This is a genomic window from Halorubellus litoreus (genome assembly GCF_055378595.1).
Map to the genome: position 1 here is coordinate 11,772 of NZ_AP043834.1, position 13,964 is coordinate 25,735.

General features: G+C 71.2%; 15 protein-coding genes. 3 read left to right on the plus strand and 12 right to left on the minus strand.

Annotated elements, in window-relative coordinates; genetic code table 11:
• Nucleotides 1-26: 26 nt before the first annotated feature.
• The 9 genes from ACZ48X_RS00075 to ACZ48X_RS00115 are packed head-to-tail and all read right to left on the minus strand — an operon-like array spanning nucleotide 27 to nucleotide 8,078.
• Nucleotides 27-1,736 (minus strand): proton-conducting transporter transmembrane domain-containing protein, encoded by a 1,710-nt coding sequence (locus ACZ48X_RS00075; RefSeq protein ID WP_336351613.1) that lies wholly within the window; start codon nucleotides 1,734-1,736, stop codon nucleotides 27-29.
• Complete coding sequence (locus tag ACZ48X_RS00080; RefSeq protein ID WP_336351612.1) at nucleotides 1,736-3,391, minus strand: proton-conducting transporter transmembrane domain-containing protein; 1,656 nt, start codon at nucleotides 3,389-3,391, stop codon at nucleotides 1,736-1,738. Before ACZ48X_RS00080 ends, ACZ48X_RS00075 begins: the two co-directional genes overlap by 1 nt.
• On the minus strand, nucleotides 3,388-4,884 hold the full coding sequence (locus ACZ48X_RS00085; RefSeq protein ID WP_336351611.1) for a proton-conducting transporter transmembrane domain-containing protein: 1,497 nt from the start codon (nucleotides 4,882-4,884) through the stop codon (nucleotides 3,388-3,390). The genes ACZ48X_RS00080 and ACZ48X_RS00085 overlap by 4 nt, the downstream gene beginning before the upstream one ends.
• A complete protein-coding gene (locus tag ACZ48X_RS00090) occupies nucleotides 4,881-5,288 on the minus strand; it encodes a cation:proton antiporter subunit C (RefSeq protein WP_336351610.1) in 408 nt (135 codons plus the stop codon). The genes ACZ48X_RS00085 and ACZ48X_RS00090 overlap by 4 nt, the downstream gene beginning before the upstream one ends.
• Nucleotides 5,281-5,835 (minus strand): MnhB domain-containing protein, encoded by a 555-nt coding sequence (locus tag ACZ48X_RS00095; RefSeq protein ID WP_336351609.1) that lies wholly within the window; start codon nucleotides 5,833-5,835, stop codon nucleotides 5,281-5,283. Before ACZ48X_RS00095 ends, ACZ48X_RS00090 begins: the two co-directional genes overlap by 8 nt.
• Nucleotides 5,832-6,422: a DUF4040 domain-containing protein gene (locus ACZ48X_RS00100; protein ID WP_336351608.1), complete on the minus strand. Its 591-nt coding sequence runs from the start codon at nucleotides 6,420-6,422 to the stop codon at nucleotides 5,832-5,834. Before ACZ48X_RS00100 ends, ACZ48X_RS00095 begins: the two co-directional genes overlap by 4 nt.
• Nucleotides 6,419-6,802 (minus strand): monovalent cation/H(+) antiporter subunit G, encoded by a 384-nt coding sequence (gene mnhG, locus ACZ48X_RS00105; RefSeq protein ID WP_336351607.1) that lies wholly within the window; start codon nucleotides 6,800-6,802, stop codon nucleotides 6,419-6,421. The genes ACZ48X_RS00100 and mnhG overlap by 4 nt, the downstream gene beginning before the upstream one ends.
• Nucleotides 6,802-7,083, minus strand: coding sequence for a monovalent cation/H+ antiporter complex subunit F (locus ACZ48X_RS00110; RefSeq protein WP_336351606.1), 282 nt, complete (start codon nucleotides 7,081-7,083; stop codon nucleotides 6,802-6,804). Before ACZ48X_RS00110 ends, mnhG begins: the two co-directional genes overlap by 1 nt.
• Entirely contained in the window at nucleotides 7,080-8,078 is a 999-nt protein-coding gene (locus tag ACZ48X_RS00115; RefSeq protein WP_336351605.1) for a Na+/H+ antiporter subunit E, read from the minus strand. Before ACZ48X_RS00115 ends, ACZ48X_RS00110 begins: the two co-directional genes overlap by 4 nt.
• 153 nt (nucleotides 8,079-8,231) lie before the next feature.
• On the opposite strand from ACZ48X_RS00115, the gene ACZ48X_RS00120 reads away from it, so the two are divergent.
• A complete protein-coding gene (locus ACZ48X_RS00120; RefSeq protein ID WP_336351604.1) occupies nucleotides 8,232-8,711 on the plus strand; it encodes an NAD-binding protein in 480 nt (159 codons plus the stop codon).
• Nucleotides 8,712-8,736: 25 nt separating this feature from the next.
• Here the strand turns inward: ACZ48X_RS00120 and ACZ48X_RS00125 are convergent, their stop codons facing one another.
• The gene (locus ACZ48X_RS00125; protein ID WP_336351603.1) at nucleotides 8,737-10,062 is read right to left on the minus strand and encodes an MFS transporter; all 1,326 of its coding nucleotides are present in this window, start codon (nucleotides 10,060-10,062) and stop codon (nucleotides 8,737-8,739) included.
• A 180-nt stretch (nucleotides 10,063-10,242) separates the two neighbouring features.
• Here ACZ48X_RS00125 and ACZ48X_RS00130 point away from each other — a divergent pair, with 180 nt between their 5' ends.
• Nucleotides 10,243-11,025, plus strand: a complete 783-nt coding sequence (locus ACZ48X_RS00130) for a response regulator (RefSeq protein ID WP_336351602.1) — start codon at nucleotides 10,243-10,245, stop codon at nucleotides 11,023-11,025.
• A gap of 63 nt (nucleotides 11,026-11,088) precedes the next feature.
• Here ACZ48X_RS00130 and ACZ48X_RS00135 read toward each other — a convergent pair whose 3' ends face one another.
• Complete coding sequence (locus ACZ48X_RS00135; protein WP_336351601.1) at nucleotides 11,089-12,093, minus strand: ZIP family metal transporter; 1,005 nt, start codon at nucleotides 12,091-12,093, stop codon at nucleotides 11,089-11,091.
• Nucleotides 12,094-12,356: 263 nt separating this feature from the next.
• Nucleotides 12,357-12,653 carry a hypothetical protein gene (locus tag ACZ48X_RS00140; protein WP_336351600.1) on the minus strand — a complete coding sequence of 99 codons (297 nt, stop codon included), beginning with the start codon at nucleotides 12,651-12,653 and terminating at the stop codon, nucleotides 12,357-12,359.
• A 160-nt stretch (nucleotides 12,654-12,813) separates the two neighbouring features.
• Between ACZ48X_RS00140 and ACZ48X_RS00145 the strand changes: the two genes are divergently transcribed.
• A complete protein-coding gene (locus ACZ48X_RS00145) occupies nucleotides 12,814-13,938 on the plus strand; it encodes a hypothetical protein (RefSeq protein WP_336351599.1) in 1,125 nt (374 codons plus the stop codon).
• Nucleotides 13,939-13,964: the final 26 nt, after the last annotated feature.

A 13,964-nucleotide genomic window follows, 5' to 3' on the forward strand; every position in this document is an offset into this window, starting at 1 on the left:
GGTGTTGGTGTGTCGGTGGTGTGTTCTCAGGCGATACCGGCGACGAGGAGCGCGAGCGCGAGCGTCGCGGCGACGACGGCGAGCGTCCGCCCGACGGGGCCGCCGAGGACGTCGCTGGGGTCCTCCGGGTCGACCGCGGCGACGGTCGCTCGCCACGCGCGGTAGACGGTGCGGTCGGCGCGAGCGCCGAGGCCGTCGAGCGCCCGTGCCGTGGTGTTCGCGACGCGGTTCCCGGCGGGGTAGAGGACGCGGTCGACGTCCACCACCGGAAGCCGCGAGATTGGCCCGCGGAGTGCGAGGAATCCGAGGACACCGACCGCGGTAGTGGCGGCGGCCTTCCCGAGTTCGCTCGCAGCGTAGGGCTCGAACCCGGCGGTGTCACCGGGGAGAGCGCCGTAGAGCACGTCGGGGAGCACGCCGAAGGCGACGTTCGGGACGGCGGCGACGGCGAGCACGACCGCCAGCCAGCGCGGCGCCGGGCGGACCGGGAGGTCCTCGGGGGCGTCGCGGACGAACGCGTAGTAACCGAACTTCGCGAACGACAGCACGGTGCCGACGCCGCCGAGCACGAGCGCCCACCAGAGGACGTTCGCGTCCACTGGCAGCCCGGCGAGCTCGGGGCCGGCCGTGTCGACGGCTTTCACGACGAGGCCCTTGCTGACGAACCCGCTGAACCCGGGGACGCCGCTGATGGCGAGCGCCGCGACGAGGAACGCCCCGAACGTCAGGGGCATCCGCCGGCCGAGGCCGCCGAGTCGCTTCAGCGACCCGGTGCCGACGCGGTAGACGATCGCGCCGGCGACCATGAACAGCAGGCCCTTGTAGAGGACGTGCGTCGCGAGGTGCCCGACCGCGCCGGCGGTGCCGACGGCGGTGCCGACGCCGACGGCCGCGACCATGTACCCGACCTGGGAGACGATGTGGTACGAGAGCAGGCGTCGCACGTCGGTCTGGAGGATGGCCTGGTAGACCGCGTACAGCACCATCGCGCCGCCCATCCACGCGACGAGGACGTTCCCGTCGGGCGCGAACAACGCGAGGGCGTACACGGCGACCTTCGTCGTGAACCCGGCGAGGATGACGCTGGAGGCGACGTGCGGGGCGGGGTAGGCGTCGGGCACCCAGTGGTGGACGCCGACGAACCCGAGGTTCACGCCGACGCCGAGGATGGCGAGCGCGGTCGGGAGCCCCGCGGTGAACCCGGCGTCGTACGCGAACGTGCCGGCCGCGGTGTAGTGGAGCGCGACGGCGGCGACGAGGAGCGTCCCGCCGACGAGGTGGTAGAGCGCGTATCGGAACGCCGGTCGAACGGCGCTGCCGCCGTGATGCCAGACGAGCACGGTCGCGGTGACCGCCATGACCTCCCACGCGAGCAGGAGCGTCAGCCAGTCGCCGGCGAGGACGGCGGCGACGCTGGCGCCCATGTACGCGAGCGCGATGGCGTTCGTCCGGGCGTCGGCGTCGGTCGCGTACGCGTACGCGACGCCGAGCGCGGCGACGAACCCGAACACGGCCGCGACGGGGCGCGCGAGCGCGTCGACGCGGAGGAGCGTCTGCTCGAACCCGAGCGGGGCGACGACGAGCGCGCTCCCGTCGGGCGAGGCGAGTATCCACGGGACGGTCGCGAGCGTCGCGAGGACGCCTACGAGGTAGCCGACCTTCCGGGGCGCGACGAACGCGACCAGGGCGGCGACGAGGAACGCGACCCACGGCGGCACCGCGAGCAGGATGTCCATCAGTTGAAAACCTCCGCGACCGCGGTCTCGGCGAGCTCCCAGAACGGGAGCGCGGTCGGCACGACGCCGAGCACGACCGCCATCCCGACCGTGAAGAGGACGGGGACGAGGAGCGCGGGCGACGTCTCCAGGCCCGCGACGGGCGCGAAGCGCCCGGAGACGCCGTCGCGCGCGCTCGCGACGCCGTCGTCGGCCTCAGCGGTGGCGACGGTCTCCTGGCCGCCGTCGGTCGCCGCCGGGACGCTCGTACCCGTGCCGCCACCGTCGTCGCCGCCGTCGGTCGTCGGCTCGTGGTGCGAGGGCGCGAACGGGTGGTCGCCGGCGTCGGTGCCGTCGTCGCGGCCGCCGTAGAACGCCGTGTAGACGACCGGCCAGAAGTACATGAGCTTCAGGAGGCCGGCGGCGAGGAACGCGGCGACGAACCACGGGTTCGCGCTGTCGGCGGCGCCGAGCACGAGGTGGAACTTCGAGACGAACCCGGCGACGAGCGGGAACCCGACGAGGCCCGCGGCCGCGATGGCGAACGCCGTCATCGCGACTGGGAGCCGGCGCCCGACGCCCGCGAGGTCGCTGACGTACTTCTCGCCGGTCTCGACGTACGCGAGCCCGGCGACGAAGAACAGCGTGATCTTCATGAACGCGTGGGCGACGACGTGCAGGAGCGCGCCGAACGCGGCCAGGGGCGTCAGGAGCGCGACGCCGAGGACGATGTACGATAGCTGGCTGATGGTGGAGAACGCCAGCCCGCGCTTGAGGTTGTCCTGGCGGACGCCGACGACGCCCGCGAGTATCATCGTCGCGGCGGCGAAGACGGCGAGCGCGGTCGCCAGGCCGAGGTCGCTCGCGGTCTCGGGCCCGAAGACGTAGAGGACCGCGCGCGTGACGCCGAACGCGCCGCTCTTGACGACGGCGACGGCGTGCAGGAGCCCGGAGACGGGCGTCGGCGCGACCATCGCGGCCGGGAGCCACGCGTGCAGCGGGACGACCGCGGCCTTCACGCCGAACCCGGCGACGAGCAGCGCGAACGCGGCGCGCGCGAGGTTCGGGTCGGCGGTCGCGAGGCCGGCGATGCCGCCGGCGGCGAGCGTGACGGTGCCGGCGAGCGCGCCGACGAGCACGAGCCCGCCGAAGACGAGCACGCCGCCGCCGAGCGTGTACGCGAGGTACCGGCGGCCGGCGGCCTTCGAAGCGGCGTCGCCCGCGTGGACGACGAGCGGGTACGTCGCGAGCGTCAGCAGCTCGTAGAACACGAACAGCGAGAGCAGGTCGGCGGCGAGCGCGACGCCCATCGTGGCCGAGATGGACGCGGCGAACGCGGCGAAGTACCGCGTCTGGTCGCCCTCGTCGAGCCCGCGCATGTAGCCGACGCTGTAGAGGCTCGTGGCGAGCCAGAGCGTGCTCGCCAGCAGCGCGAACAGGAGGCCGGCGGCGTCCGCGCGGAGCGCGAGTTCGACGCCGAGGTACGACCCGAGCGTCGTCACCGGCGTGTCCGGTGACTGCACCATCGCGAGCACGACCGCGAACGTGCCGACGCCGGCGAGCGCCGTCCAGCCTTCGCGGACGTTCGGCCGCGACCCGGACGCGAGTATCAGCGGGATGGCGAGCGCGGGCAGGAGGACCGCGAGCAGCGGCAGCACGCTGGCGACGTCGGTCATAGCCATCCCTCCACGACCGGTGCGAGCCAGTCCGCGAGCGCGCCGGCGCCCACGCCGAGCGCGAGCACGACGACCGCGGCCGCGACGGCGACCGCGAGCGCGGTCGTCGTCCGGGAATCCTCGGCGTCGGAACCGACGACGACGGCGGTGCCGCCGTCGGTCGCGACCGCGTCATCGGCCGGCTCTGGCGCGAGGTACGCGCGCTCGACGAGGCGACCGGCGTACCCGAGGCTGAGGAGGGTGCTCGCGACGACGACCGCCGCGGCGACCCACGCGCCCGCCTCGACGGCACCGAGTGCGAGGTACCACTTCCCGGCGAACCCGACGGTCGGCGGGAGGCCGACGAGGCTCGCCGCGAGGACCGCGACGACGGCCGCGGCCAGCGGCAGGCTGGCGGCGAGGCGCGCGTACTCGGAGACGGTTCGCGCACCGGTCCGCGCTTCGACCGCGACCGCCGCGGCGAACAGGCCGCCCTTCGCGACCGCGTGCCCGACGAGCGCGACGAGCGCGCCCGTCAGCGCGACGGGGTGCGCGAGTGCGATACCGACGGCGAACAGGCCGAACTGGGAGACCGACGAGTACGCGAGCAGCCGCCGGACGTCGGTCGCGCGGAGCGCGAGGACGCCACCGGCGGCGACGCTCACCGCGCCTGCGGCGACCATGAGGGACTGGACCGCGGGGACGGCCGCGAGGAAGTCCGCGGTGAACACGCCGTACGTGATGCGGACGAGCGCGTACCCGGCGACGGTCGACCCGAGCGCGCCGAGCGCCACGGCGACCGCACCGGGTGCGGCCGCGTACGCGTCGGGCTTCCACGCGTGCAGCGGGAAGAGCGCGAGCTTCACGCCGAGACCGACCGCGACGAGCGCGTACGCGGTGACGACGAGCGTCGAGTCGTACCCCGCGGCGGCGAGCGCCGGCGCGAGGTCGGCCATCGAGAGCGTGCCGGTCGCGACGAACGCGTACCCGACGCCGAGCAGGTACAGGGTCGCGCCGACGGTCCCGACGAGGAGGTACTTGAACGCGGCGACCGCGGCGTCGACGCCCCGGCCGCTGGCGACGAGCGCGTACGCGGCGAGCCCGGAGATCTCCAGGAACACGTAGAGGTTGAACACGTCAGCGGTGACTGCGACGCCCGTGAACCCGGCGACGAGCAGGAGCCAGAGGCTCCCCTCGGGGCCGGTCGTGTCGGCGTCGGCGAGCGCGAACGCGGCGACGCCGACGACGGCGACGAGGACGACGACGACCGCGCTGAGTTCGTCGACGGCGAGCCCGATGCCGAACGCGGCCGGGATGTCGCCGACGACGGTCGCGAGCGGGCCGTCGGTCGCGACGACCGCCGCGACGGCGATCGCGAGCGCGACCTGCGCGAGGAGCGCGGCGAGCGTCACCGCTCGCGCGAGGCCGTCGCGGACGCGCGCGACCAACAGCGGGAGGACCGCGGCGAGCAGCGGGAGTGCGACCAGGAGCGCGAGGAGGTCCGCGGGCGTCACCGCGACCCCTCCTCGGCCGTCTCGGCCGCAGCGGACGCGCGTTCGGCGGCGCGGACCTCGCGGATGACGTCCTCGCGGAGCGTCCCGTACTCGCCGTAGATGCGGACGACGAGCGCGAGCGCGACCGCCGTCACCGCGACGCCGACGACGATGGCCGTCAGGATGAGGACGTGCGGGAGCGGGTTCACGTACGGCCCGGGGCCCGTGACCAGTGGTGCCTTCCCGTCGGCGCGGTACGCGCTCGTGACGAAGAACAGGAAGACGCCGGTCTGGAAGATGTTCAGACCGACGACCTTCTTCACGAGGTTGTCGTCGTCGACGAGCACGAACAGCCCGACGCCGACGAGGACCGCGAACACGGCGTGCGCGAACCACGCGCCGACGCCGAACAGCGGGTCAGTCATCGCTCGAACCTCCGGCCCCACTCGAGGGCGCGACGTCCCCGGGTGCCTCCAGGTCCGCTGGGGTCTCCACGTCTGGTTCGCGGTAGCCGTCCGCGATGCGGAGGAAGAGCACGACGATGACGGCCGAGACCGTCGCCCCGATACCGATCTCGATGGCTTCCGTGGCGTACACGGTCGCCTTCGGGATGGGGAGCACGTCCAACTGGAGGAACGCGCCGCCCGACGCGAGACCTGCGAGCGCGACGACGCCGAAGACGATTGGGCCGGCGACGACGAGGGCGACGAGCGCGCGCTCGTCGAGCCACTCCGCGGTCCGGCGGATGCCGAACGCGAACGCGACCGTGATGATCATCGCGCCGCCGACGACGCCGCCCTGGAAGCCGCCGCCGACGCTCGCGGTCCCGTGGAAGAGCGTGAACAGCCCGTACGTGAGGACGAACGGCGCGAACAGGCGCACGGTCGTCGTGACGACGGGGCTGTCCGTGAACTCGATGCGCGTCCGCGTCGTCGCCTCGTCCGCGTCCTCCCGGCGGGGGCGCTCGCTCATGCGAGGGCCTCCCGACCGAGCGCGGCCAGTACGGCGACGGCGGCGGCGAACACGACCGCGATCTCGCCGAACGTGTCGAACCCGCGGTAGACGACGAGCACGGCCGTGACGGCGTTGTCGACGCCGCGGTCCGCGGCGTCGGCGAGGTAGAAGTCACTCACCGGCCCGAACGCGGGCGTGTCCGCCGCACCGACCGGCGGGAGCGCCGGGACCGTCAGCAGGAGGCCGACGGTGACGCCGAGCGCCACCACGACCGACGTGGGCTTGACCGTCTTCGGGTCGACGAGCGTCCGGCCGCCCGCCGGTCGGACGGTCCGACTGATGGCGAGCAGGAAGAGCGCGGTCGTCACGCCGGCGCCGACCGCGGCCTCGGTGAGGGCGACGTCGGGCGCGTGGAACAGCACCCAGAGGATGGCGAGCCCGAGGCTGTACGCCGCGAACACGACCACGGCCGTCAGGACGTCCCGGACGACAGCGGTGAGGACGGCGACGACGACGACGAACGACAGCAGCGCGACGGACACCGCGACCTCGAGCGTCGGCGCGACGACCTGAAGGGTCGGGACGGCGACGTCGAGTGTCGTCATCGCGAGACCCTCGCGTCGCCGTCGTTCCGGTCGTCGTCGCGCGTCCACGGGTCGGTGCCGGCGTCGTACGCGGACCGAACGATGGCGTGTGCCGCGGTCGGCCCCGTGACGAGTACGAGCAGCGCGAGCAAGGCGATCTTGAAGACCTCGCCGGTGGTGCCGACGACGACGCCGGCGGCGGTGAGGCCGAGGAGCGCGCCGAGGGTCTCGCTCTTCGAGGCGGCGTGCGCGCGAGCGTACACGTCCGGGAGCCGGTAGAAGCCGACGACGGCGACGAGCGAGAAGAACGCACTCGCTGCGACGAGCGCCGCGACCGCGATCGCCGTCGGCGTCCACGCGAGCTGGGCGGGGACTGCGACGGGAAGGGCCGCGAGGGACATCAGAGCACCCCGCCGCGTTCGATTGTGAACTTCGCGAGCCCGAGCGAGAGCAGGAAGTTCAGGAGGCCGTACACGATGGCGACCTCGAGGAACCCGGGTTCGTCGAGCGCGGCGCTCAGGAGCGCGATGACGACGACCGCGGTGGTGCCGACGACGTTGACGGCGACGACGCGGTCCGGCGTCGTCGGCCCGCGGACGACGCGCCCGAGGACGAGCACGGCGAGCGCGACGAGCGCCGTCGCGCCGGCGAGCAGCACGCCCGCGACGAGCGGCGACGTCACCGCCGGTCACCTCGCGGGGTCTCGGCCGCCATACGAGCGGTTCCGGGCGTCGTGCGGTACTCGCCGCGGCCGTGGACGACGAAGTCGACGGCGCGCGAGAGCGAGCCCTCCTCGAGGCTGTCCCGAGTGGCTGCGGTGAGCGCGTGCACGACGAGTTCGTCGTCGGTGACGTCGACCGTGAGCGTGCCCGGCGTGAGCGTGATGCTGTTCGCGAGCAGGGCGCGCGCGATGCGGCCCTCGGGCGCCGGAATCCGGACCACGCTCGGTTCGATGGGGAGGCGCGGCGAGAGGACGACCGCGGCCATCGAGAGGTTCGCGCGGACGACCGCCCAGAGGAGGTAGGGAAGGAAGACGAGCGCGCGGAGCACGCGGCCGACGCCGGCGAGCGAGGGTTCGGTCTCGAACGTGACGCGGCCGAGGACGAGCGTGACGACGCCCGCGCTGACCGCGCCGGTCGCCAGGTCGAAGGGCTCGGTCGGGTCGCCGAGCGATAGGTAGAACGCGTACGCGAGGCCGAACGTCGCAACCAGCCGTGCGGTGGTGCTGGTGACCGCGACGGGCGACCGCACGATGCGTCGGTCGACGGGTGCGCGTTCGACGGCGACGCCGGAACGGCCGGCGGCCGCGAGCGCGTCCGCGAGCGTGGCGGCGGTGAACTCGGTGAATCCGGGCATCAGGACGAGGTCGGTGGCGGTCGCTGGGATGGCCTCGACGAGCGCGCGGACGCGGTCGTCGGCGGTCGACCGGCCGACCGGTACGGTTGCGACCTCGACGTCGAGCGAACCGTAGGGGCTGTCTGCGACGAGTTCGGTGATGCGTTCGGCGAGGGTCTCGCCGGTGGCCGACGGGACCGCGTCGCCCGTTCTCCCGACGGGGATGCTGAAACGCACGGTCGTCTCCGTTGCGTCGTCGGCGTCCCGTGCCTCCCGTAGCGCGTACGAGACGACGTCTCTGACGCGGCCGCGGTCGGTGAGTACTGCGACGAGGTCCGTCATGACCGCTCACCGACGCGTCGGTCGGAGGGCGGACCGCATGTAACCGTCTGAAGCCGATACATTGTTTACCAATCTGATAAAGAATGCCCATCATATTTACCGTTCCGGTAAAATCTAGGCAATATTTATGTATTCTGTTCTCCTACGTGGTGTATGGAGTCGCAACTCCCGGGCACGGACCCGCGGCAGTCCGACCGACCCGCAGCACCGGTCGAACCGAACGTCGACGACCGATACCTCGTCGTCGGCGGCGGCCGACGCGGTCGCGCACTCGCCGACAGCCTCGCCAGTCACCACACCGTCGTCCACGTCGACACCGACCCCGACGCCGTCGCAGACGTCGCCAACTACGACGCCGCGCACGTCCCCGACGAGGCAGCGCTCGTCGCACAGGTCGTCGCGCACGCCGCCCCCACCGACCCGCTCGTCGTCCTCGCCCCGACGGACGCCCGAACGCTCCTGCTCGTCCAACGCCTCCGAACGACCGGCGCGTTCGAGCGGATCTACGCGGCGCTGCAGGACCCACGGAACGCAGCCGCGTTCGCGATACCCGACGTCGAGGTCGTCTGTCCGGGCGACGCCATCGCCGCCGCCATCGCCACCGGTCGGACGAACGTCCACCGCGACGACTGACCGCGAGTCCCGCGACTGACCGCGGTCAGTCCGCGGACGGCCGGCCAGCGTCCTCGGCGAGGAACGCCGTCTCGTACACCTGCGAGTACGTCAAGAGGAACGCGAGCGCCGCGAGCACGGCGACGAACGCGAACGGGACCGCGAACCCGAACCGGATGAGGTACCCGGCCGCGAGCGGCCCGAGCGCGACACCGAACCCGAACGCGGTCGTCAGGACCGACAGCGTCGTGCCGGACTGCCCGCGCCGCGCCAGGTCACCGGCGAGCGCGAGCCCCGGCGCGAACACCATCGCGACCGAGATACCCTGGAGGAGTCGGAGGAGTATCATCAGGAGCGCGGCGGCGTTCACGCCGAGAATCGTCGCGGGCAGCACGCTCTGGGCCGCCGGCACGTACCCCTGCGCGAGCACGCTCGGGACGAGGAGCGCGAACCCGGCGACGAGGAACGGCCGCCGCCCGTACCTGTCGCTCGCCCGCCCGATGGGGACCTGGAAGAGGACGTTCGCGATGACGACCGCCGCGAACTGCACGCTGAACAGGAACGGTCCCTGGCCGAGCGCCTGATTAACGACCTCCTGGAGCGTCGCGTAGATCGCGATACCCGTCGCCATGAAGAACGTCCCGACGCCGACGACGAACACGGGGTCGAACAGCTGGTCGCGACCGAAGATAGCCACGGAGAGGTCGTCCGTGGCGGCGGCATCACCGGTCTCCGGGTCGTCGACGAGCCACGACACGAGCGCGAACGAGACGATTGCTCCAGCGACGGCGACCATGAACGCCGCGTCGAACCCCGAGATGGCCGCGCCCGCGATCTGGTACGTGACGACCTCGTTCGACGCGAACCCGCCCGTGATGAGGACGCCAGCGATGATGGGCCCGAACCCGAACCCGATGAGGCGGAACGTGTTGAACACGCCGAAGTTCCCGCCGCGCTGGCTCGCGTCCGTCGAGTACTCGTTCACGAGCGCGATCGTGACCGGTACGGTCAACGCCGCGCCGATGCCCTGGAACGCGCGCAGGCCGACGATACCCCAGTACGAGGACGCGAACGGGTAGAGCGCGCTCGCGACGCCGAACACGACGAGGCCGCCGAGGATGAACACCTTCCGCTTCCCGGAGCGGTCGCTGGCTCGACCCGCGAACTGCTGGAGCGAACTGTTCAGCAGTCCGAACAACGACAGTACGACGCCGATGAGTAACTCGGTCGAGAACCCTTCCAGGCCCGCGAGCGACACCTCGCCGCTCGCGATGTACAGCGGAAGGACGATGACGAGGAAGGAGTTCCCGAGCGAATCCGCGAGTCGCGCCATCGCGAGCGCGAACACGCGATTGTCCGTCCCAAGTACCATCCTGGAGAGCGTTACCCCTGCAGTCGCTTCAAGGACGTGGAATCGCTGTCGCCTTGCCGCCGCCGCTCGCTCGACGACCCAGTTCGCTGATGCGGGCCGACGGGTGAGGGCCGACGGGACGGACTACGTGCCTGGTACCAAAGCACAATCACCTTGCCGCTGGAACGCGATACGGTACCTATGGCACCCCACCGGGTGGTGTGCGTCGACGACGAACCAGCGTTCGCTGACCTGACGGCGACGCAACTGGAGCGTCACGGTGACGTCACCGCCACAGGTTTCACGGACCCGAACGAGGCGCTCACCGAGCTCGAGAACGCCGATTGCGTCGTCAGCGACTACGACATGCCGGGGATGACCGGGCTCGAGTTCCTGGAGACCGTCCGCGAACGCCACCCTGACCTCCCGTTCGTGCTCTTCACGGGGAAGGGGAGCGAGGAGGTGGCGAGCGACGCCATCTCGAAGGGCGTCACGGAGTACCTCCAGAAGTCGACGGACGCCAGCCAGTACGAGGTGCTCGCGAACCGCGTTCTGAACGCCGTCGACAGGTATCACGCCGAGAAGGAACTCGACCGCGAGCGGACGCTCGTCGACCGCATCGTCGAGATGACGCCCGTCGCCATCGTCGTCCACGACCAGGACGGGGACGTGGTGGTGGCGAACCGGCGCGCTCGCGACCTCCTCCGGATGCCGACGGCGTCGCTGCACGTTCGAGCGTACGATACGAGCGACTGGACGCTCTGCGCGCCGGACGGAACGCGCCTGGACGCGGCGGACCTCCCCGTAGCGCGCGTCCTCGAAACCGGCGAGGAACTCAGGGGCGAGCGGTACGTCATCGAGGTCGAGGACGCGCGCGAGGAGATCGTCCTGAACGCCGAACCACTCGTCGGCGACGACGGCACCGTCGAGCGCGTCGTCGTGGTGTTCGCGACGAGCGAGGAGATCGCCACGTACGTCGACTGACCGCGGCGCCACCACCCGCCGAGTTCTCGTCTGCTCTCACCGGGAGCTACGAGTCGCCATCGCTCAGGCGACGTACAGGAGCGGGACCATCACCGTGAACCCACCGAGTAGTCCGCCCGCGAGTTCGCGGTAGCCCTTCCCGTCGAGGTCTTTGCCTGCCTCGAGCGCCTCGGGGACGAACTCGGTGAGGACGAGGTACACCATCGCGCCGGCGGCGAACCCGAACCCGAACGGGAGGAACTCCTCGGCGGCGCGAACGAACAGGAACGCGATGACCGCACCGATGGGTTGTGGGAGACTGGAGAAGATGGCGGCGCCGACCATCCGCCACTCGCTGACGTCCATCGCGCGCAGCGGGATGGAGATCGCGAGCCCCTCGGGGATGTTGTGGATGCTGATCGCGATCGTCATGAATATCGCGAGCACGGGGACGACGAGGCCGAACATCGGGACGCCGCCCTCGAAGCCGAGTTCCGCGAAGGAGACGCCGATGGCGACGCCTTCGGGGAACGAGTGCACGGTGAGCACGCCGAGGATGAGCACGAGCTTCTTCAGGTCGGCCTCCGCGAACGCGGCCGGGTCGAACCCGTGGTCGTGGCCGTCGTGGCCGTGACTGTCGTGGTCGTGACCGTCGTGGCCGTGTTCATCGTGGTCGTGGCCGTCGTGGCCGTGTTCGTCCGCGTCGTGGTCGGTGTGGTGATGGTCGTCGGTGTCGTCGTGGTGGTCGACCTCGGCGACGGGTTCGCCGCCGTCCGGTGCGGGTTCGCTGCCGCCGACGTGGACGCCTTCGAGGACGCGGTTCGCGACGACGACGAGCGCGACGCCCGCGAGGAGGCCGAGGACGAGGAGCCACGGGACGCCGGTTCCCGCGGACGCGGCGAGCCCTTCGTTGACGAGGCCGAAGAGGGACGCGGAGAGCATGATACCGGACGCAACGCCCCAGAGGGCGACGTTCCAGCGGTCGCTGACGTCGTCGAACAGGAAGAACGGGATCGCGCCGAGGCCGGTCGCGATCGCCGTGATCAGTCCGGCGACGAAGACGAACGCTAGTGCGGCGAACTCGACCATATCGAATGTCGGCGCGGCACCTCAATAAGACCTTTCATCTATGTGGTACGTTTTCGGTCGGCCTAGGTGCTAGGCCGACCAAAGACCCCGGTGAGCGACCCGACTGTCAGGCGCGGGACTCCAATCCGGCGTCTCCGTGCACGGGTCGCACACGAACGCCCTCCAGGCCGCCAAGGAGCTCTCGCAGACTGGGGACGGCCTCGAACCCGACGGCTACGAGGTCACCACGTACTGACGTCGCGGAAAACGCTGCAAGGACCGCTCTAGCGCGCGACGACGTCGACGAGTCGTTCGCCAGCGACCACCATCCCGACCGCCTGCGCGTAGTGGATCGCGCCGATGGCGAGCGCCGTCGCCCCGACCCAGAGTACCGCCGGAAGGAGGTCGAAGACGCCGACGGCGGCGAGTGCTTCCCACGCGGCCGGGGCGGCGATCTGGATGGGATACGTGCCGAGGAACGTCGTCCAGTACTGCAGCGACCCGTCGACGGGGCCGGCGCCGGCGACGAACATAACCGCCTGAAGGGCGAGGGCGGCGAAGACGTGGATGCGTCGGACCATACGATCGACAACCACCGTTTGACTGATAAGTCTGTTCCTGTATCTGTCCGTCGAACTGGTATCTATCCGTCGAACTGGACACTCCGGGCGCGTGACGTCCGGCCCGAGTCCATCGTTTCGAGGGACAAATCCCTTGTACCCCGTTGCCGTGTCGTGACGTGTGCGCCGTATTGCCATGCTCGTCCTGGCGTGGTTCGTGGTCGTCGGACTCGTCGCGACCAGCGGCTTCACGGGCGCCACCCCGCCGGCGGCCGAGGAGCCCCCGGACGCTCGCCTCGTCGACCCCATCGGCACGGGCAGTCACCTCTGGCCCTACACCAGCAAGGACACCAGCACCCAGGGACGAACGCTCGCCATCAACGTCGTCGTCATCGGCGACCCAGCGACCGTCAGGCGAGCGCTCGTCGACCGCTCCGACGTCAACTGGACTCGCGCACCACGCGACAAGGAACTCGAGGTCGGCGACGGCGGCACCCCGTGGCAGAACGCCAGCGGCGCGAAGCGCTACACGTACGTCCGCCCGGCCGGCAGCGACGCGGGTCGCTGGGTCGCCTCGTCGTACCAGCTCAGTACCGGTCGCTACCTCGGGAGTCGCGTTCACGTGCGAGCCTACCAGTCCCCGAACGCGAACTGGACGGGCATCCAAGCGCACGAGGAGTACTGGGACTGGTACCGCCTCCGACACACGGTGACGGGCGTCCCCGAGGCCGGACGGTTCGTCGAACGCGACCTCCGCGATGAACCGTTCGTCGACGAGATCGACCGCCAGTACCACGGCCAGGGCGGTGGCGGTGGTCACGGCTGGCTGACGGTCGTCCAGTTCGCGAGCGTCGTCGTCGTCGGGTCCGCGTTCGCGAACGAACGAAACGTCGAACCCGAGGACGTCGCGATGCCGGCCGCAGTCGTCGCGACCGTCGTCGGGGTTCGCGGCGCCGGCCTCCTCATGGAGTCCCACCTCGGTGGCGTCTCACCGAAGGTCATCGCGGGCGTCCTCTACCCGATCCTCGTGTTCGCGCCGGTCGCCGCACTGTTCCTGACGCGAGACCGGCCAGCGACCCGGACCGCGCTCCTCGCAGCCGCCGCGCTCGGGTTCGCTATCCTCCACGACATGAGCACGATCGGCGTCCGCCAGGTCCCCGTACGGCTCGCACTCCACCGCGTCGTCCTCGTCACGTCGTTCGGCGTGCTCGCGTACGCGATCGCGGAGGACGACCGCCGACTGAAGGCGTTCGGTGCGATCTCGTACCTCCTCGTCCTCGTCGCACCGCTCGTCAAGTTCGTGTAGTCACGGGGAACGGCGCACGCTCGCCG

Excerpts from the sequence above, each read along its gene's own strand:
- ACZ48X_RS00075 (WP_336351613.1), bottom strand. The coding sequence starts at position 1,736 with ATGGACATCCTGCTCGCGGTGCCGCCGTGGGTCGCGTTCCTCGTCGCC.
- ACZ48X_RS00080 (WP_336351612.1), bottom strand. The coding sequence starts at position 3,391 with ATGACCGACGTCGCCAGCGTGCTGCCGCTGCTCGCGGTCCTCCTGCCC.
- ACZ48X_RS00090 (WP_336351610.1), bottom strand. The coding sequence starts at position 5,288 with ATGACTGACCCGCTGTTCGGCGTCGGCGCGTGGTTCGCGCACGCCGTG.
- ACZ48X_RS00095 (WP_336351609.1), bottom strand. The coding sequence starts at position 5,835 with ATGAGCGAGCGCCCCCGCCGGGAGGACGCGGACGAGGCGACGACGCGG.
- ACZ48X_RS00100 (WP_336351608.1), bottom strand. The coding sequence starts at position 6,422 with ATGACGACACTCGACGTCGCCGTCCCGACCCTTCAGGTCGTCGCGCCG.
- mnhG (WP_336351607.1), bottom strand. The coding sequence starts at position 6,802 with ATGTCCCTCGCGGCCCTTCCCGTCGCAGTCCCCGCCCAGCTCGCGTGG.
- ACZ48X_RS00115 (WP_336351605.1), bottom strand. The coding sequence starts at position 8,078 with ATGACGGACCTCGTCGCAGTACTCACCGACCGCGGCCGCGTCAGAGAC.
- ACZ48X_RS00120 (WP_336351604.1), top strand. The coding sequence starts at position 8,232 with ATGGAGTCGCAACTCCCGGGCACGGACCCGCGGCAGTCCGACCGACCC.
- ACZ48X_RS00125 (WP_336351603.1), bottom strand. The coding sequence starts at position 10,062 with ATGGTACTTGGGACGGACAATCGCGTGTTCGCGCTCGCGATGGCGCGA.
- ACZ48X_RS00130 (WP_336351602.1), top strand. The coding sequence starts at position 10,243 with ATGGCACCCCACCGGGTGGTGTGCGTCGACGACGAACCAGCGTTCGCT.
- ACZ48X_RS00135 (WP_336351601.1), bottom strand. The coding sequence starts at position 12,093 with ATGGTCGAGTTCGCCGCACTAGCGTTCGTCTTCGTCGCCGGACTGATC.
- ACZ48X_RS00140 (WP_336351600.1), bottom strand. The coding sequence starts at position 12,653 with ATGGTCCGACGCATCCACGTCTTCGCCGCCCTCGCCCTTCAGGCGGTT.